We start from the raw sequence: 18,315 nt of genomic DNA on the forward strand, positions 1-18,315 counted from the left end.
TGAAACTTAAAAACATAAAATTGAATTTTGAGAAGCCGATTACTCGGTAACGACTTCACCGTTTTCAATTGTAAATGTCACTTCGATGCCGTTGACGAAAACAGTGTATGTTCCGTCTTCAAACTGATCGAGCTGACCGATGACAAAGGATTCCTCGGCGTAAATCAAATTCAAAGTCGTGATACCGTCTTTGATTTGAGTCGGGATGTAAATTTCAAACTTGCCGTCTTCGAATTTGTCGGACACGGTAATGTTTTCTTTGTCAACTGTTTCGGCGCTGCCTGCAAGTATGACTGTGATGTCAACCGTCAGATTGTTTCCGTCAGCTCCGATTGTGATGTCGCCGATACTTCCGGGTTTGTAGTAGTAAAGCTGTCCGTCAACGAACTTGATGTCAGATGTAAATTCCTTGTCGGTTCCGCCGTTCACAACAACAGTATATTCACCGTCTTTGAGTTCGTCTTTTGTACCGAGAACGACTTCAACCGTTTCATAACCCAAGTCTTTTGTATTGACTGCGCTTGAATTCACGACAGGGACATTCACATAAATCTTGTCTTCAATAATCGTTACTGTAATGTTGTCATTGTCAACACTCTGGCTGTGCGTTCCTTGAATTTGAACAAGAATCGAAGCCGTTACAGTGTCACCGTCAATCGGGTATGTGTAGTAAGTTACTGTTTGAATTGCTGCAGGGTTGTCAATGACGACAGGTTTGTCATCGCCCGATGCTAAACAGCCGCTGAAACTGACTGCAAGAACAGCAATGACAAGAACCGTGAGCGTTAAAAGAATTGTTTTTTTCATGATTTTTCCTCGTTTTGATGTGTCAATAAGGTCAATACAAATTGTTTTGAAATTTGGATTTTGTTTTGAAATTTGGATTTTGTTTTGAAATTTGGATTTGATAATTTGTAATAATTGAGTTTGATGGTTGGATTTGAATAATTTTTTGAAAATTGATTTTTGAAAATTAAAAATTGATAATTATTTTTTGAAAATTGGTAATTGTTTTTTGAAAATTGGTAATTGTTTTTTGAAAATTAAAAATTGATAATTGGTTTTTGATTTATTGACAATTTTTGAAATTTGACAATTTAATTCATTTTTTGATTGTTCGTTTTTGAAACTTTGATTTTTCATTTTTTTCAATTTTTTTGACAATTAAGGCCGATACTGAATTTTGAATTATACTGAATTTTACATCTGCATTGCCGGATTCACCCGCAAATCGTTTTTTATCGTTTGCCGACATCCGTTTTTATTTACGGATGAAACCGGACTGATTTTTCATTTTTATTTCGTAAAATCTCGTTTTTGATGCCGTTTTTTGATTTTTCAGTTTGATATGGATAGATGTTTTATGGTTTTCGTTTTTGTTTTTCGTTTTTTTGCAGATGTCCAAGAAGCTCAATGAACTAATAATAGCTTATGAAACTTCATGTAATTTCTAAATATATCTAATTGCTTATAACCGTTGCTTTAAATACGAATCTGTTTGAAGTTATTATATTTAATACTAAATCAAAAACAAGAGGATGAAATTTTTGGCGCGGAAATATTCGAATGAAACGAAAGTTTCCGTCACATACATCTTTTTTCAAATGACATTTAAAAACAGATGATAGACGGCGTAAATGCCGAAGATTATATAAGCAATACAGCGAATCTATTCAAACGTGTTACACCTCTTAAAAGCACCCGATTTCGTCTCAATGATTAATCTTCTTTTTGGGATGGCAGCAATATTACTCGCGTTCAGCGGCGCTTACGGGACGGCGGCGGCCTGCCTGTTGGTTGCAGCGGCGGCCGACGGCGTTGACGGATATGTTGCTCGGAAAACTTCCAGCGGGCCGCTCGGCGCGCACATCGACTCGCTTGTCGATACAGTTTCATTCGGCGTTGCGCCTGCCGTCATCTTATATTGCATGAGCGAAAGCATTATTTCAATCGTTTTTATTTGCTTCTACGTCATTTGCGGCATTTTAAGACTGGCGCGTTACAACGCTTTTCCGTCAAAAGAACCCGGCTATTCCGGAATTCCGATTACCGGCGCGTGCGTTGCAATTGCAGTATTCATTATATTATATCTGAATTTGGAAAACATGGATATTGCCGTTCCTTACGCCATTGAAATGCTTTTAGTTTTCATGTTTATTCTTTCATTGCTGATGATCAGCACTGTTCCTTACTCAAAAGTGATGAAGAAGGCAACTTTTGCAGTATTGGTCTTCATATTCCTCGGAACAGTCGCTTCCGCCTTTTTAATCACACCGTATCTTATCATTTGCCCGATCATCCTCGGCGTTTTGATGGTGATGTATCTGCTTTCACCGCTGACCGGCATCATCGGGAAAAAGAAAATCGTTGAACTCTAAAGTTTCACGAAATGAAATTGAATGAATAAGTGAATGAATAAGTGAATGAAATGAAAGAAATTAATCCGCCGAAAATCACCGATCGCGATAACGCTCTTTTTGAAGCCGGAATCAAACTCGGCACGCTTTATCATCAATATGTCGGAAGCCCGATCGCGATTGCAGGCATTGATTCAATGGAAAAAGCAATTCAAGAAAGCATTTTTGCTCAGCCTTACGTTGAATCCGTTTTTGTCGAGATTGATAAAAAGAAAGTGATTGCCGAAATTAATGAAACGTTCATGTATACCGAATTAAAAGGATCCATGTTGAACGTGAGAGCCGTCATTCGTTTCAATACCGTTCGCGTATTTGTTTCGCTCAAAATGAACGAAAAATTAAATTATCCGCTGATGCAGATTGATAAAATCGAAGAAGATATTGAAAAATAAAAAGATGTTGAAAAATAAAACATTGGATCTTTTTTATTGAGCCGATGGTCTATTACATATCATTTGTATATCATTAATCCGTTCGCGGCTCGGGGAAAATGCGTATCAGCAGCTTATATGATTCAACTAATATGATTTTGCAGATGATATAAATCGGAATGCTCAGAATCATACCCAGCGCACCGTAAAGCTGTGAAAAAATCAAAATCAGAACAACAGTTGTAAAGGGATTGACACTGACTTTGCTTGAAATCATAAACGGCACAAGATATAGATTGTCAACAATCTGGGCGATAAGACAAACCGCGGCAGCCAATATTGCAACTTTCCAGCCGATCACAAAACCGATTACGATTGGAGGAATGGTGGCAATGATGGGACCGATATAAGGAACATTATTTAAAAGACCGGCTAAAATCCCGAGGAAAAGCCAGCCGGGAAGGCCGATTAAATAAAAACCGATACAGCAAATGACTGCAATGCCGACGCTTTCAATGATTTTTGCAACGAAAAAGTTATTGGACTGCGTCAAAATTGCATTTGCCGTGTATGTAAACTCATTTTCAAATCTTTTCGGAACGGCTTCTTCGATGACATGTTTGATTTTGCTTTTGTCTTTAAAATACATGCTGAACATAATCGGATAAAGCAAAACGATTGCCAGGATGTAAAAAGATGCCTGAGATAAGAAAACGCGCATATATGAGAAAATAGAAGTGACAACGCCGTCAATCGCATTTTCAATCCAATCCGTTACAGAAAGCGGAAGAATGGAGAGCATATCCATTAAAAGCTGAGTTCCTTGTATAATCATTGTCTGAATCGCCGTCAGATCTGAAAACAGCTCGGACAGATTCCGTACCTGCGTCACGCAAAAATAACCGCAGATGCTGACGGTTAATACAATAACGGCGATTGCAAGGACTTGTTTTTGCCTTCGGGTGCATTTGACCGTATATTTATTAAAAATATTGATGGCTTTGTTTAAAAGAGCAATAAAACATAATCCGAAGAGGACGACGATAAAAATTTCCGAAAAATAAAACAGTATCATAACAATGGCGCAGAAAGCAGCAAAAATAAGAGCCATTGCCATCCAAACACGCTTATTCGTGGTCAGCGGCAGCGGGATTTGATAAAGGTTTGTAGACGTTATTTTTGCTTTCCCCATTGTATTCCCTGCAAATTATTTTTAATGATTTGTTTTTAAATGATTTGTTTTTAAATGATTTGTTTTTAAATGATTTTGATATAATTTTAAATGTTTTTTGAATATTATAATATTTCGGCAATTTTAATATTTGCAATCATGTTATTTGTTTTTTAACGATTTTGTTTTTAACGATTAACTTTACAATAGGGGTCTGATGATATTTATAATACACGAATCGCAGGAACACTGCTTTCATATATGATTGTTTCGCAGCCCGGCGAAAATATTGAATGTCGAATTAAAGAGAAATATTTAAATTCTGATATCCGATTCAAATATTCACATAACAAATTCAGATTATTGTGAATCATCAAAACTATATTTTTTCATGATTTAAAGACTCAGTTTCGGGTCAGGTGATTTTTTTGTTTATTGAATTCAAAAATCAGGTTCAAAAAGTGCTGGGCACGGCCGCAGTTTCTCTCGGTTATGATATCAAAGAAGAAGAGGTTCCTTTCGAGCTTTCCGAGCATGCGGATTTAGCGACGCGGCTGGCATTTCAGCTGACCGCTCAAAAGAAATCGGAAGGGAAAAATCCCGCGCAAACGGCGCAGGAAATCGTCGGCGCAATTTCGGAGAGCAGTTTAAAAGAAGCCGATTTGATCGACAAAATGACGGTTCAAGGTCCGTACATCAATATTTTCGCGTCCGGCAAATATTTGACAAAAACTGTTGAAAATGTCGTGACGGATAAAGAAAACTACGGCAGCGGAAAAAATACGGGAAAAATTCTTTTGGAACACACTTCTGCTAATCCGAACGGTCCGCTTCATGTCGGACACATTCGAAATGCGATTCTCGGCGACACGCTTTCCCGAATTTTAAAGAAAGCCGGATATGAAGTGGAAGTTCAGTATTATGTCAATGACATCGGCCGCCAGATTGCGGTCGTGTCGTGGGCGGCATCCAAATATCCGCTCAACATGGACATCAAACCCGATTACGCAATCGTTGAAGTTTATGTCAAAGCGAATGAAGACATCGCAAAAGACGAAACCGTGAACGGGCACATCGAAGCGCTTATGAAAAAAGTCGAAAGCGGCGACAAAGAAACGATTGACAGTTTCACCGACGCGGTCAACATGGCGGTTGCCGGCATTTCCGAAACGCTTCAATTGATGAACGTGAAGCACGACAAATTCGTTCGCGAATCTCAGTTTATTCAAAGCGGCGCCGTTTGGGACGTGATTGAGCGTTTGGAAAAAACGGGCAAAACAAAAGACGCTGACGGCGCCCTTGTCGTTGACCTTTCGGATTACGGTTTTGAAAAAACGCTTGTCATCCGCAGATCCAACGGCACTTCGCTTTATACGACAAGGGATTTGGCTTACCACGAATGGAAAGCACCTCAATGCGACCGCATGATCGATGTTTTCGGCGCCGACCACAAGCTCATTTCCGGTCAGCTTCGTGCCGCGCTTCAGCTGCTCGGCGACAAAACGCCTGAGGTCGTTATTTTTGAATTCGTTTCTCTTCCGGAAGGTTCGATGAGCACGCGCCGCGGCGTTTTCATCACGGCGGATGAGCTTCTGAAGCAAATGGTTGACAAGGCGTATGAAGAAATCGAAAAGCGCCGCCCCGAAGAGTCGGAAGATTTCAAGAAGAAAGTTGCGAGAATGGTCGGAATCGGCGCAACGCGTTACGATATTATTAAAGTTTCATCCGACAAATCCACTGTTTTTGACTGGAAGACGGCGCTTGACTTTGAAAAACAAGGCGCTCCGTTCATTCAGTACGCCCACGCCCGCGCGTCTAACATTTTGGCAAAAGCCGAAGACGACGGAACAATCACCGGCGCCGGCATCAACATGGAATTTGCAGACTTCACGCTTCTCACGGAACCGCAGGAAGCGGCGCTGATCAAGAAGATTGCTCTTTTTGAGCAGAAAATTGAAGAAAGCGCAGCCGGCTTGAAGCCGCATACGTTTGCGATTTACGCGCGCGAGCTGGCGGATGATTTCAATCAGTTTTACAGATACGTTCCTGTTTTGAATGTTGAAGACATCGAACTGAAGAAAGCAAGGCTTGCTTTGGTCTTTTCAGGCAAAACAGCGATTGCAAACGCGCTTTCCTGCCTCGGAATCGACGCCCCGGAATCCATGTAACGGATTTCCGGATTTTTCTTTTTTCAATAAAACTCATGGTTCATTTTTGATTTAATTTTTCAATAAAAAATGTGATTCGTTTTTGATTCATTTTTTTTGAAAAATGGAGCGGCTCGCGCGGCGGCGGGGGCATCAATAATTTCATTTCAAGACTATTTTCCAATAAAAATCATGGTTCGTTTTTGATTCGTTTTTTGAAAAGTGAAGCGGCTCGCGCGCGGCGGACAGCGGGCAGCGCCCGAAAAAATCGCTTTGCGATTTTTTCATAAACACCTCCCTCCCGCTGCAAACAAACATCTCCCTCCCATCGGATACAGAAACCTGACTCCAACTGCAAACAAACACCTCCCCCCCCACTGCAAACAGGCGAAGCCATAAAAATTGCGAAGCAATTTTCTGCAAAGACAGACTCCCCCCGCCCTTATGAAAAATTCCGAGCGAAGCGAGGAATTTTTACACAAAGGTTTTTACATATCCTTTTCGTTCTTTCTGCTATGGAATCTTTTAAACAGAACGCCATCGTTTTCGATTGTGCCGGAACTCTTGTTGAAATGTACCGCGTCACAAAAGACTTGGAAACCGGAAAAATCCTTCTTGACGCCGACAATTTAAAACTTATTTCCGAGTCTGCCGGCAGAGGACTCATTATTATGGATGCGCCGCTGGATTTGGTTCAGCAGCAACCGCCCGAAAGACTGCTGTCGGATTTTCTCAGGAAAGAAAAAATTCCGTTCGGCGTGGCTTACGCAACTCAAGGGTTTGACAGCGGTGATATCTCGCGCATTCTTTTAAACGACCAAACAAAAATGGCCGAGTTTTTAGAAACGAATAAAGAAGCGACAGCGCTTTTTGATGACATTATTTACGAAGTTTTCGGCTTTGTCGCCGATTCCGGTAAAAATAAAATCACGCATATTATGAGTACGGGCGGCAAATTGTTTGACAGCGCCAAAGATGTTGTTGCCGCCGCCAAAGAAAACTGCGATGTTTATATCGCGTCGGGAGACGACTACGCAAACTTAAACCGCGTTGCCGACAAACTCGGAATTTCAAAAGAAAATGTCATCGGCCTCTGCAACGATATGAAAAAACAGGAAATCGTATTTGACCTTCAAAATCATTATCCGAAAGTGATTATGATCGGCGACGGCCTCAATGATATGCCGGCGCTTCAGGCAGCCGATTTCGGTATTTTGATCAGCCGCCATAATTATTATACACCCGACGAACTCAAAGACGCGGCGGATGAAATCGTCGATGATTTGGGCGAATGCACCGCGATTTTACAATCATATATATTAGAATAATTAAAAACGAAGAAATAATTAAAAAAGAATTTGGGTATGATGAATATAATTCAAAAAATAAAATTATCGGATAATTCATATAGAACAAAATGGTTGTTAAATCATAGAATTATCAATCATCTGTAATGTTTATAAATAAAGAATCTAAAATGAAATATCTAAAATTTCAATAATCTGTAAGAATAGAAAACTGCCTTTTCAATATTGCAACGGTAGCAGTATAGAAATTTGCAAGCTCAGGAAAGGAAAAAGAAGCTTTCAAAGACAGATGAACAGGAAAGGATAGTTGAGAAATTATGTCTGCTTTCATTGAAGTGAAAAACTTGTCCGTTGATTTTGACGGCAAATTCGTATTGCAAAACGTAAATTTAACAGTCGACGAAGGAGAAGTCATCGGCATTCTCGGAAAAAGCGGTGCCGGAAAAACAATTTTGATGCACGTTTTGAGAGGAACGGAAGCCATCGGAAACGTAACGGGACAAGTCTTGTACAACGTCGCAAGATGCGAATGCTGCCACCATGTCGAATTTCCGAGCATGGTCGGAAAGAAATGCAATTGCGGCTGCAACGGGAAATATGAACCCTTTTCAGTTGATTTCGCAACCGCAGACCTTCATGACGAAAGCCGAAAAGACGTCACAAGACGTATCTCGATCATGATTCAGAGAACATTTGCGCTTTACGGCGACGACAGCGTTCTCACAAACATTTTAAACGCGCTGAACGAAGTCGGCTACAAGGGAACCGATACGATCAAAAAAGCGGCGGACTTGCTCGAAGAAGTGAACGTTTCTCACCGCATGCTCCACATTGCGCGTGAACTTTCCGGCGGCGAAAAACAGCGTGTCGTTTTGGCGCGCCAGCTCGTGAAAGAGCCGCTGCTTCTGCTCGCCGACGAGCCGACGGGAACGCTTGACCCGATGAACGCTGATTTGGTTCACAAAATCCTCACAAAGGCCGTTGAAACGCGCGGCATGACGATGATTATTACATCCCATTGGCCGGATGTGATTTTAGAACTCGCTCACAAAGCGATTCTGCTTGATGAAGGAAAAGTCATCGGCATGGGCGATCCAAAAACAATTGTCGATCAATTCATGGAAGGGTATACCGAAATCGTTACCGAAAAACCCAAAGAATTCGGCGAGCCGATCATTAAAGTCGAACATTTGACAAAAAAATATGTTTCCGTTGATCGCGGCGTTGTCCGCGCTGTTGATGATATTTCATTTGAAGTTTACGAGCGCGAAATTTTCGGCCTCATCGGCGAAAGCGGTGCCGGAAAAACAACAACATCCAAGATTTTGATCGGCGTCGTTCCGCCCACAAGCGGCGAAGTTTTGGTCCGCGTCGGCGAAGAATGGGTCGACATGACCGTTCCCGGCGTCGATAACAAAGGACGTGCGACAAAATACATGGGCATCTTGTATCAGGAATACTGTTTGTATCCGCACAGCACCGTGATTGAAAATTTGACGGAATCCATCAGCTTAGACCTGCCCTACGAACTCGGCGTTCGAAAAGCGATTCAGACATTGAAAGTGGCCGGATTCACGGAAGAAGGCGCAAAAAGCATTCTGAACAAGCAGACATTCGAGCTCAGCGAAGGCGAAAGACACCGCGTCGCGATGGCGCAGGTTCTCATGAAAGAGCCCAATATCGTTATTATGGACGAGCCGACGGGAACAATGGACCCGCTCACGCGCGCTTCCGTTACAAATTCGATTTTAAACGCCCGCGAAAAACTCGGCGAAACCTTCGTGATCGTTTCTCACGATATGGATTTCGTTCACGAAGTTTGTGACCGCGTGGCTTACATCAAAGGCGGCAAGATCGAAGCAATCGGCGACCCGCATGACATCGTTCCCAAACTCATGAAAGATGAAAGGCCTTCCGAAAAGAAGCCGGCATCTAAAGATGAAAAAGAGAAAAAAGCGGCTAAAGACGACAAAACCGCCAAGGACGAAAAGAAATCAAAGTCAAAAACAACTGAAAAAACCGCGGCAAAAACAACCGTAAAAACAACTTCAAAAGCGACTTCAAAAACGACAAAGACAACCGCGAAATCCGCTTCAAAAACCGACGCGTCTAAAAAGGCGGACTTGAGCAAAGCGGAAGAAAAAGCGGCGGAAAAAGAAAATATTGAAATTAATACTGACGGCGGCTGTGTTTAATCGGCGGTTGTTTCTCAATAAAAACAAAACAAAATCAAAACAAAACCAAAACAAAATCAAAACAAAACCGATTGGAGATGGAATGGTGGCATCTAAAATCAGCGTGACAGTCAACGGAACAGCACATTCGTTCAAGAGTCAAATTACGCCGGCTGAAATTATTCAAGAAATCGGCGCTCCCTATACGGAAGGTGCCGGAATCTGCATTGTCAAAAAGCAAAAAGAAGAAGAAAAAACACAGACGAAAGAGTTTATCCTTCAGACTAATAAAGGTCCTCTTGTCATTGAATTAAAAGATCCGTCTTCGCTTTCCTCTCAAATTTGGATTGAAAAATACAAAGAATTGGCGCCTTTGCCGATTCTGATGGAAAGCACCGATGCGCTTTCATTCGGTCCGTTTGAAACGGATTACGAGTTTGTCCGCGGCAGCAAACGCTATAAAAAATACGATGTCGTGTTCAGTGCCGGCGGTTTTGACACGTCTAAGACGACGCTGATTATTTCAAAGAAAGACCATTACGCCGAATACGGCGCACCCGCTGACGGCGTTTTTGCCGAACTCGTTGCCGGCCGCACGAATTTGGAAAAAATTGACAAAGGCGATGTGATTGAATCGATCACGCCTCATGTTGAAGAAAGTATGGCTTACGGTGACGGTTATTGTACGACGGATCTGTCCGTTCCGCTTGAAGACGGTGACCGTTTGATCACGGCGGCTGAAATTGAAATGTCGCCGCATTCTCCTCAGGGAACGGAAACATTTTTTGCGATCATCAAAGACGGCACTTTTACAATTGATGCAACGGCAAACGCTTTTCGATCGGACGACACGCTGAAAGGCGAGCCGTGCGAATATGAAAACTTCGAGCCGCGCAAAATCGGCGCCGTTTGTTTGAGAACGGCCGGAACAGGACGCGGGCGCGCTTACATTTCAACGGCCGATCGCGCTTCAAGCTTGCTTCATTCCGTTGTCGGGCACGTGACTTCCGGCATGGAACTCGCTTATTTTGCCAAGCCCGGCGATAAATTTACGGTTGAAACGGCGCCGCCGAGACTTCTTTTGCTCGGGCACAATTTGAAAGATTCCAAAGAATTGCTTGACGCGCTCGGCATTGCTATGCATGTCAGCGGTGAAGAAGGAAGCGACAGCGTGATTGTTGCGCAACTGCCTGCAACGACGATCGAAATTTTAAGAGAAGGCGAGGTGACGGTAACCGCCGTTCCGGTTTCCAAGTTGATCGAAGTTGAATTTTATTATGATAAAGCGCCGAAAAGCGTTGAATTCTTCCGCCATTCCATTGATTTGAAAACACAGCCTGTCGGATCGCTTCCGGTGTCAATGGTTTATGATGAAACTTATATTTTCAAAGCGGTCAAGCAGGCTGAAAAGTACAAAGAAATCATGCCGGAAAACACGCCGAAGGGTGAAGTCAAAGCGTATGACATCGGCATTACGAATCAGTCGGCAAAAAGAATGGGATACATCGGTGTTCGCCTTGCCGATGAAACGATGTTCGGTCCGACCGGCGAGAAATTTGAAGCAACAAACATTATCGGTCGTGTCCTCAATCCTGAAAATATGAAAAATATTGAAGAAGGCGACGTCATTTACATTCAGGAAATCAATGCAAAATCCGAATCCGAGTTAAAAGCGGAAAACGATGAGCACGACGAAGAACAAGAACAAGACGAAGAGCAGAACGGGCAAGACGCGGAAATGCAGGAGGGAGAAGAATGAGCAGTGAAATTTCCAAGCAGGAATCGGCTGAAAAAGCCGCGCCCGCATTTCGAAACAAAAATGTGAAAAAACCGCTTTCGGGGCAAAAGGAAATTACGAAAATCGTTGCCGTCAGCTCCGATAAAGTGCTTCCGGCAGACGCTGCGCAAGCGGCTTACGCGTCGGGCTATCCTGTGACGCTGAAAGAAACCTGTTACGGCCTTGTGCTGACGGGAACGGAAGAAAACGTCAACGCCGTCGTTAAAATTGTTCAGGATTTAGATAAAAATCATATTTTTGTGAAAGACCGCGGATTTCCCGCAGGCGATCCGCGCCGCTGCCGCGCCACGCGAAACGGCGGTCAGCGCCCCGGATTTTACACGCTTCACGAAGAAATTTCAAAGATGGGCACCGTCGGCGACGCGCTTGACAATTATGAAGCCGGCGTTGAAAAAACAGAAGCCGAATGGCCGAACCGACCGAGTTCGTTTAAAATTGAAGATTATATCACAGATGAAATCGGGAAAAGCAAGAAGAAACCCGAAATGGCAAAAGTGGTTGTCGACAGAATCGCCGCAAAAAAAGAAGCGGCACAAATGAAAGCGGATGCGGAAAACGCGTCGGCGAAGAAAACAGTTTCTGAGACGGAAACAAAGAAAAAGGCAGCGAAAGCAGCAACAAAAACAACAACAAAGCCGGCAGTAAAAACAACAACAAAGCCGGCAGTAAAAACAACAACAAAGCCGGCAGTAAAAACAACAGCAAAACCGGCAGCAAAAGCAACAACAAAATCAGCGGCAAAAGCAACCGCAAAGAAAACGACTGCAAAGAAACCTGCTGCAAAGACTGCGACAACAAAAACGGCATCAGAAAAAGCGGCTTCAACAAAAACGACCGCAGCAAAAACAGCATCAGAAAAAGCGGCTTCAACAAAAACGACCGCAGCAAAAACTGCCGCAGCAAAAACTGCCGCAGCAAAAACAAGTGCAAAAAAGACAAGCGCAGAGAAGCAGACTGCCGAAAAAAAGACAACTCAAAAAACAACAGCAAAAACAACAAACACAACAAACACAACAAAAACAACAGCTGAAAAGACAACGGCCAAAAAGAAATAACGGTCGGATTCAAATATTATAATTTTAAGAAATGATTAAAAACAAGAGGTGGATGCTTTGGTGAAAGTTTTTATTTACCCGACAAACAGCTTTATTCTGGCCGATTTGGTGACGCGCTCAGGTCATGAGCCGCTTGTCATTATGAATCAAGTTCGTGAGAAAGTCACGTCGCTGAGTGTGGATTCTCCGCCGCTCAATATTACGCCGGAAGACCCGAATCTCGGTTTGAAATACGCGGCAATCGAAGTGCCGGCAGGTGTTCGCGGGCGCATGTCATTGATGGGACCGATGGTCGAAGAAGCGGAAGCGGGAATTATTGTTGAAGACACGCCTGCTGATTTCGGATGTTCCGGCTGCAACCGAACAAACGAATTGGTCAAATATTTGGCTCGAATCAAAGTGGACAGAAGCCGGATTTTGGAAATCCGCTACCCGACAAATGAAGAGCAGATGCATGATTTCGTTTATACGATTTTAGATTTCTTAAAAACAATTCCGATTGAAGCAGATGAGGCAGAAACAAAAGGCGGTGACAAGAAATGAGCGAAGCAAAACCTTTGAAAATGGCGAACGCCGGCGAAGAAAAGCTTTGTTTGGACTCCGAGCCGCCGAAAAATTTTGAAAACGGACCCGAAACCAAACCGTCAAAGCCCAAGCAGCAAGCGAAACCCGAAGCGAAAGTTAAAATCGCGCTCGTTTCATGCGGAACGGAATACGGCGGCGTTCAGCCCGCCTTTGAAGCAGCAGCGGCAAAAGTCAACGCCGAATTCATTTATCCCGAAATCGATGTCGCCGTTTTGGATACGATCGGCAAAGATTTCGGCATTGAAGCGGCCAGCGGCGATCTCAGGCTGATGATGGCGCGCGCTCAAGCCGTCGTCCGCGGCGAAACAATTGCAGACGGCGTGTTCGTTACGACCTGTTTCAGATGCGCCGAAGCGGCGATTGTCAGAAACGAAGTCCGTCGTTACATTCACAAATATTCCGACGTTCCCGTTATCAGTTATTCTTTTACCGAGCAGACCGACGCGGCAACGCTTTACACGCGTTTTGAAGCGCTGACGACCATTGCCAAGCGCCGCCATTTGCTCGCGCGCGAAGTGCAGCACGGCATCACGGCCGGCATCGACTCAGGCTCGACCACGACCAAAGCGGTCATCATGAAGGACAACAAGATTCTCGGTTTCGGCTGGGTGCCGTCAAACGAAGTGATCGAAAGCGCCGAAAAAGCGCTGACGCAGGCGCTTGAAATGTCGGGCATCGACAGAAGTGAAATCCAAGCGCTCGGCACAACCGGCTACGGCCGCTACCTTGCCGGTGAACATTACAACGCTGATTTGATTCAGGAAGAAATCACGACAAACTCGAAAGGCGCCGTTTACTTGGCAAACGTTCAAAAAGGTCCGGCAACCGTCATTGATATCGGCGGCATGGACAATAAAGCGATTTCCGTTGAAGACGGCATTCCCGGAATGTTTACGATGGGCGGCATTTGCGCCGGTGCTTCCGGCCGTTTCTTTGAAACCGTTGCCAAGCGTTTGAATGTTGACATCACCGAACTCGGCGATTTGGCGATGAAAGGAATGCAGGAAAACGTTTCCATGAACAGTTACTGTATCGTTTTCGGAACGCAGTCACTTGTCAATTCACTTGCAAAAGGCGCGCTCCCCAAAGACGTGGCCGCCGCCGCCTGCCGCAGTGTCGTTGAGCAGATTTACCAGCAGCAGCTTCAGGAAGTCGATGTCAAGGAGCCTGTCATTCTTGTCGGCGGTTCGTCTTTGATTAAAGGTGTTCCGCGCGAGTTAAGCAATTTGTTGAACGTGAAAGTGATCGTTCCCGAAAATTCACATCTCATCGGCGCCGTCGGTGCCGCGCTCTTGGCATCCGGATTCGTGGAGGAGTAATCATGATCATGGAACCGCTGGAGATTTTTGAAGTTTACTCCGCCGTTGAGTCGGAAGCGGCTGTTTACCGCGACATTACGGCTGACGTGATGTCCGACCTTCGCTTAGCGTCTGCAGTCGGCAGAATCCGCGTTGAAATTTATCCGCCGAGTTCGCTTTACATGATGGCTGCAATTCTTCGCGATGTTGAAATGCCGATTCGGATTTCGGATATGGCTGCCGTTGATACATCTTATGAAGGCGGCGAAGGTTTTGTGAAAATTACGATTGAGCGCGAAAAATATATGCCTGAGCTGACGCGTTTTTTGTGGAACAAATATACGCCTGCAAATGTCAATCAGGCCGACCGCTGGACGATTTTGATCCGCGCGGAAGAGCCGGCAAAAGAAGCGGAAACACTTCCGTCTCAGGTGATTGCCAATCCGTCTCAGAATCTGCATGCGGATATGATCGAATTTTCGATCCGCTGTGTTCCCGAAGGTTTCCGCGTTCGATATCACACGTTTGAAAACAATGAATTTATGTTTATCGCATCGGAAGACATTATTGAACCGAATCATTTAGAGCACGCGAAAAAGATGCTGGACAAGCTCAGAGCGGCTGTTCCGGATGTGACGGCAACGAAAAAAGCTGACGGCAAAGAAAAGCGCGAAGCGAAAAATAAATCTCAAACGGCTTCTGCCGATGCTTCCGGCGCTGCGGGCAATACAAAGGAGGGACAGTGATGGGAACGGTTTACGAGCCTTATGTTTTCAACGGCGGCGTTTACAAACACGGTCAGATCATCGAACTTTTGGAAGATGTCGGCGGTTATTTGGTCAACAAAATGATCACGATTACGGAAGTCACGATGGACATGATGATTCCCGAAGACGATGTGCCTCTGATTGAGGCGCTGGCGAAGAAAAATCTCGGAACGCTGGTGAAATCGCCGCTGACAGGCGTTGAAATCGCGGTCGTCTCTCCGACGCTTGCTTCGCACCACCTGCCCCACTCGGCCTGCGACATCGCTGAATATTTGCGCCACCCGGGTGCGAAGACGACGATGATCGGTCTTGCCCGCGGCATGGGACGCCGTGTTTCGCTGAATGATGATTTTGAACGCAAACTGATCAACGAGCACGACATTGCGCTTTATTGTCTCGGCTCTTTCAGGGATTGTATTGTCAATAAAAAGCCGCGCCTTTTTGAAGGCGTCGAAGTTCCGATTGTCGCAACGGGTGGTCCCAAAGACCTTGACGTTGAAGAAATCACCGGTGCCGATATGTATATCGGTGGCCTCGGTCGTCTTTCTCACAGAATGCGCAGTACGGATGAATTGAATGCGCTTGACGTGATGAATGAAAATGTTGCCGTTCTCGTTGAAGAAATGCGCCGGGATTTGTCAAGAGATCCGCCGGCCGTGCTGCCCGCGCGCGCGATGAAGGAAATCGAAAATCAAATTCCTGAAGTGACAAGGTCACTCGCGCCGTCGCCGCTCGTTTTGAAAATGTCGGGCGTTCGCGTGAAGCTGCCTTATGAAATGTTCCATGAACGCGTCAGAGAAGTCGAGTTTGACGAAGGTCCGAAGCTCGGTGATATTGCGGAAATTACGAAATCGAAAATGAATGATTACATTTTGGTTCAGATTAAACCGAAATCGGAAGTCGGGTTTGAGATTTGACGAAAAGGTGAATTTATGGAATGCTTTTGCAGAATGAAAGATGCGGATAAAATTAAAACAGAAACATTTGTATGGAGTGGACCGTTTGCATGGTCCGGCTATGAAAATGAAACAGGGCTTGACTCAATTCCTGATGTTGAAGGTGTTTATCTTTGGACATTTGAATATGAAGATGGGTATTTGCTTTATTTGGCAGGTGTAACGAAGTCAATGAAAACTCGATTTCAATCACATTCTCGCACCTTTAAAAATGGCGGATATACTGTTTTAGATATGGGTGCTGCCCAAAAAGGAATCCGAATTGAAATTTGGCACGGCTGGCCCTCAAAAGAGAATGAAAAAGAATGTAAAGAAGCGTTTAATGCTGATACCGTTAATTTGGAAAAGCTCAAAAATCAATTATATTCAATGCGTGTTTTTATTTTAGAAAGTTCAGATAAGCGTTTGAGAGAAAGAATGGAAGCGGCCTTGATGCATAGTCTTGTTTATTCAAAAGAATCTTGGGCGGATTTGGCAGATCGGGGAATGGCATTAAACGGTGTCAGATATAATAGCGAAATGCCGATTATTGCAAAAAATATTATCGAAAATAAAGATGTGAAAAAGATATACGGTTTATTCGACGAATAGGAAATATAAAACAATTACAAAAACGGTTATATATTCCCTGTTCTGTTTTAGCATATCAATTTCTAAATTTACTCACTTTATATCTTTATAAACGGTTTTAGAAATATTAATCACGCAAAAGGCGTATTTTCACATTCATCACATCATTTTTCATCAGGCAAATTTGATTTTTGGAGGATTCATAAATGAAAGAACAAGTTGAAATGAAGGAATTAAAAGAAGGCAGATACGTTATCATTGACGATGAAGCCTGTGTCATTAAAAGCATTGCAAAATCCAAACCGGGAAAACACGGCGCAGCAAAAGCGCGTGTCGACGCCATCGGTCTTTTTGACAACTCAAAACGTTCAATTGTCGGCTCGGTCGCAACAAAAGTCTATGTTCCGATCGTTGAGAGAAAAACCGCTCAAGTTTTAACAATCACAGGCGACGTCGTTAACTTAATGGACCTCGCAGAATTCAACACTTTTGAAATTCCGCTTCCGGAAGAATACAAAGACCGCGTTAAGGAAGGCGAAGAAGTTTCTTACTTGACCGCTCTCGGTAAAATCAAATTGGATTTGAGAAACTAAGTTTTCTCTATTCTTTTTTATATTTGATTATTTTGTTTTTTGTTTTATTTACTTTTCATTTTTTGTTTTTATTTTTGTTTACTTTTCATTTTTTAGTTTTATTTTTGTTTACTTTTCATTTTTTAGTTTTATTTTTGTTTACTTTTCATTTTTTTTAGTTTTATTTTTGTTTACTTTTCATTTTTTATTTTTGTTTTACTTTTTTATTGTGTTTTTATTCATTTGCTTTGCTTTTATTCTATATAGTCTATGTTTTTTTCGAGAGTGATATCTTTATATCAAATGACTTTCATATTTTTGGTTGCTGTGATGCACGATCGGCACCGCTTGCAAGCAAACTTCATTTCGGTGAGAAATATGAAACAAAAAACAATCCTTTTTATGGTGCTTGCCGCATTTACTTTGACGGCTGCTTTCAGCGGCTGTTTAGGAAACGGCAATGATAATCATATCGATCGGGACGAGGCAGATATTCGTTCCGTAACACTAACGACAAACGGCAGCGAAGTCATTGCAACTGTTGTGACAGAACTTGATTTTGATGAAAAAATTGATACCGCTAATGTTACTGTCCGCAAAGTTTCGGATACGATTTTTATTACGATTCTTTCCTTTGAACATATCACCGATACCGGCAGCAACAGCAATATTGTTGAAGTCAAGCTCGGAAATATCAGTGAATTCAATGACGGGAATACGTATTCCCTCGTTGTCAACAATGAAAATGACAGAGATGATCGTCTTGAGTTCAAATTTGAAAACAATACGCTGCTCGTCTTTAAAGAAGCGTTTGTCAGAAGCGTGACTTTTGAGACGGACGGAAACAATTTAATTGCCGTTGCGGAAATTTCCGGAATCGGCGCAAATGACAGCGTTGATGAAGAAAATATTACAAAAACAAGATTTGATCTTGAAAATGAAATGGATATTTATGTTCCGCTGAGAACGGAGCCGGATACGCCGGGAAACGAGACGGTTTACGAAAGAATTGTAATCGGTCAGCTTGATCAATTGAGTGACGGAAGATATTTCGTTGAAATCAATGATCGTGACGGTTATTTCACGATTCAAAGCGGCGCTTTAAAGTCTTAAAGCGTTTTAAATCA

The 18,315-nt window shown here is 43.3% G+C and carries 17 protein-coding genes; 14 read left to right on the forward strand and 3 right to left on the reverse strand.

Going from position 1 to position 18,315, the window contains the following annotated elements; all coding sequences use genetic code 11:
• Positions 1 to 39: 39 nt before the first annotated feature.
• A complete protein-coding gene (locus tag MmiHf6_RS08565; RefSeq protein WP_316557371.1) occupies positions 40 to 807 on the reverse strand; it encodes a hypothetical protein in 768 nt (255 codons plus the stop codon).
• A gap of 872 nt (positions 808 to 1,679) precedes the next feature.
• On the opposite strand from MmiHf6_RS08565, the gene pssA reads away from it, so the two are divergent.
• Both pssA and MmiHf6_RS08575 read left to right on the forward strand, forming a co-directional pair.
• On the forward strand, positions 1,680 to 2,378 hold the full coding sequence (gene pssA / locus MmiHf6_RS08570; protein ID WP_316557372.1) for a CDP-diacylglycerol--serine O-phosphatidyltransferase: 699 nt from the start codon (positions 1,680 to 1,682) through the stop codon (positions 2,376 to 2,378).
• A 50-nt stretch (positions 2,379 to 2,428) separates the two neighbouring features.
• On the forward strand, positions 2,429 to 2,809 hold the full coding sequence (locus MmiHf6_RS08575; RefSeq protein WP_316557373.1) for a dihydroneopterin aldolase family protein: 381 nt from the start codon (positions 2,429 to 2,431) through the stop codon (positions 2,807 to 2,809).
• A gap of 73 nt (positions 2,810 to 2,882) precedes the next feature.
• Here MmiHf6_RS08575 and MmiHf6_RS08580 read toward each other — a convergent pair whose 3' ends face one another.
• Entirely contained in the window at positions 2,883 to 3,980 is a 1,098-nt protein-coding gene (locus tag MmiHf6_RS08580; protein ID WP_316557374.1) for an AI-2E family transporter, read from the reverse strand.
• Between the two features lie 407 nt (positions 3,981 to 4,387).
• Between MmiHf6_RS08580 and argS the strand changes: the two genes are divergently transcribed.
• Positions 4,388 to 6,127 carry an arginine--tRNA ligase gene (gene argS, locus MmiHf6_RS08585; protein ID WP_316557375.1) on the forward strand — a complete coding sequence of 580 codons (1,740 nt, stop codon included), beginning with the start codon at positions 4,388 to 4,390 and terminating at the stop codon, positions 6,125 to 6,127.
• A 141-nt stretch (positions 6,128 to 6,268) separates the two neighbouring features.
• Here argS and MmiHf6_RS08590 read toward each other — a convergent pair whose 3' ends face one another.
• Positions 6,269 to 6,529, reverse strand: coding sequence for a hypothetical protein (locus MmiHf6_RS08590; protein WP_316557376.1), 261 nt, complete (start codon positions 6,527 to 6,529; stop codon positions 6,269 to 6,271).
• Between the two features lie 92 nt (positions 6,530 to 6,621).
• On the opposite strand from MmiHf6_RS08590, the gene MmiHf6_RS08595 reads away from it, so the two are divergent.
• The 11 genes from MmiHf6_RS08595 (at position 6,622) to MmiHf6_RS08645 (ending at position 18,301) form a co-directional block, all read left to right on the forward strand.
• The gene (locus MmiHf6_RS08595; RefSeq protein ID WP_316557377.1) at positions 6,622 to 7,434 is read left to right on the forward strand and encodes an HAD family hydrolase; all 813 of its coding nucleotides are present in this window, start codon (positions 6,622 to 6,624) and stop codon (positions 7,432 to 7,434) included.
• Positions 7,435 to 7,730: 296 nt separating this feature from the next.
• Entirely contained in the window at positions 7,731 to 9,608 is a 1,878-nt protein-coding gene (gene atwA / locus MmiHf6_RS08600) for a methyl coenzyme M reductase system, component A2 (protein ID WP_316557378.1), read from the forward strand.
• 82 nt (positions 9,609 to 9,690) lie between these two features.
• A complete protein-coding gene (gene mmp3, locus MmiHf6_RS08605) occupies positions 9,691 to 11,346 on the forward strand; it encodes a methyl-coenzyme M reductase-associated protein Mmp3 (RefSeq protein ID WP_316557379.1) in 1,656 nt (551 codons plus the stop codon).
• Positions 11,343 to 12,440, forward strand: coding sequence for a methanogenesis marker 6 protein (locus MmiHf6_RS08610; RefSeq protein WP_316557380.1), 1,098 nt, complete (start codon positions 11,343 to 11,345; stop codon positions 12,438 to 12,440). The genes mmp3 and MmiHf6_RS08610 overlap by 4 nt, the downstream gene beginning before the upstream one ends.
• A gap of 57 nt (positions 12,441 to 12,497) precedes the next feature.
• Complete coding sequence (locus MmiHf6_RS08615; RefSeq protein WP_316557381.1) at positions 12,498 to 12,983, forward strand: methanogenesis marker 5 protein; 486 nt, start codon at positions 12,498 to 12,500, stop codon at positions 12,981 to 12,983.
• Positions 12,980 to 14,344 (forward strand): methanogenesis marker 15 protein, encoded by a 1,365-nt coding sequence (locus MmiHf6_RS08620; protein WP_316557382.1) that lies wholly within the window; start codon positions 12,980 to 12,982, stop codon positions 14,342 to 14,344. Before MmiHf6_RS08615 ends, MmiHf6_RS08620 begins: the two co-directional genes overlap by 4 nt.
• A gap of 2 nt (positions 14,345 to 14,346) precedes the next feature.
• On the forward strand, positions 14,347 to 15,069 hold the full coding sequence (locus tag MmiHf6_RS08625; RefSeq protein ID WP_316557383.1) for a methanogenesis marker 17 protein: 723 nt from the start codon (positions 14,347 to 14,349) through the stop codon (positions 15,067 to 15,069).
• Complete coding sequence (locus tag MmiHf6_RS08630; RefSeq protein ID WP_316557384.1) at positions 15,069 to 16,007, forward strand: methanogenesis marker 7 protein; 939 nt, start codon at positions 15,069 to 15,071, stop codon at positions 16,005 to 16,007. The genes MmiHf6_RS08625 and MmiHf6_RS08630 overlap by 1 nt, the downstream gene beginning before the upstream one ends.
• Positions 16,008 to 16,022: 15 nt before the next feature.
• Complete coding sequence (locus MmiHf6_RS08635) at positions 16,023 to 16,637, forward strand: hypothetical protein (protein WP_316557385.1); 615 nt, start codon at positions 16,023 to 16,025, stop codon at positions 16,635 to 16,637.
• 185 nt (positions 16,638 to 16,822) lie between these two features.
• Positions 16,823 to 17,209, forward strand: coding sequence for a translation initiation factor IF-5A (locus MmiHf6_RS08640; RefSeq protein WP_316557386.1), 387 nt, complete (start codon positions 16,823 to 16,825; stop codon positions 17,207 to 17,209).
• 357 nt (positions 17,210 to 17,566) lie between these two features.
• The gene (locus tag MmiHf6_RS08645; RefSeq protein WP_316557387.1) at positions 17,567 to 18,301 is read left to right on the forward strand and encodes a hypothetical protein; all 735 of its coding nucleotides are present in this window, start codon (positions 17,567 to 17,569) and stop codon (positions 18,299 to 18,301) included.
• Positions 18,302 to 18,315 lie beyond the last annotated feature (14 nt).

The organism is Methanimicrococcus hongohii (genome assembly GCF_032594095.1).
Lineage (GTDB): Archaea > Halobacteriota > Methanosarcinia > Methanosarcinales > Methanosarcinaceae > Methanimicrococcus > Methanimicrococcus hongohii.

Bases quoted from the DNA above. Each gene is read 5' to 3' on its own strand.
- MmiHf6_RS08565 (WP_316557371.1), bottom strand. From the start codon at position 807: ATGAAAAAAACAATTCTTTTAACGCTCACGGTTCTTGTCATTGCTGTT.
- mmp3 (WP_316557379.1), top strand. From the start codon at position 9,691: ATGGTGGCATCTAAAATCAGCGTGACAGTCAACGGAACAGCACATTCG.
- atwA (WP_316557378.1), top strand. From the start codon at position 7,731: ATGTCTGCTTTCATTGAAGTGAAAAACTTGTCCGTTGATTTTGACGGC.
- MmiHf6_RS08640 (WP_316557386.1), top strand. From the start codon at position 16,823: ATGAAAGAACAAGTTGAAATGAAGGAATTAAAAGAAGGCAGATACGTT.
- MmiHf6_RS08575 (WP_316557373.1), top strand. From the start codon at position 2,429: ATGAAAGAAATTAATCCGCCGAAAATCACCGATCGCGATAACGCTCTT.
- MmiHf6_RS08610 (WP_316557380.1), top strand. From the start codon at position 11,343: ATGAGCAGTGAAATTTCCAAGCAGGAATCGGCTGAAAAAGCCGCGCCC.
- MmiHf6_RS08620 (WP_316557382.1), top strand. From the start codon at position 12,980: ATGAGCGAAGCAAAACCTTTGAAAATGGCGAACGCCGGCGAAGAAAAG.
- MmiHf6_RS08630 (WP_316557384.1), top strand. From the start codon at position 15,069: ATGGGAACGGTTTACGAGCCTTATGTTTTCAACGGCGGCGTTTACAAA.
- MmiHf6_RS08580 (WP_316557374.1), bottom strand. From the start codon at position 3,980: ATGGGGAAAGCAAAAATAACGTCTACAAACCTTTATCAAATCCCGCTG.
- MmiHf6_RS08645 (WP_316557387.1), top strand. From the start codon at position 17,567: ATGAAACAAAAAACAATCCTTTTTATGGTGCTTGCCGCATTTACTTTG.
- MmiHf6_RS08635 (WP_316557385.1), top strand. From the start codon at position 16,023: ATGGAATGCTTTTGCAGAATGAAAGATGCGGATAAAATTAAAACAGAA.
- MmiHf6_RS08595 (WP_316557377.1), top strand. From the start codon at position 6,622: ATGGAATCTTTTAAACAGAACGCCATCGTTTTCGATTGTGCCGGAACT.
- MmiHf6_RS08625 (WP_316557383.1), top strand. From the start codon at position 14,347: ATGATCATGGAACCGCTGGAGATTTTTGAAGTTTACTCCGCCGTTGAG.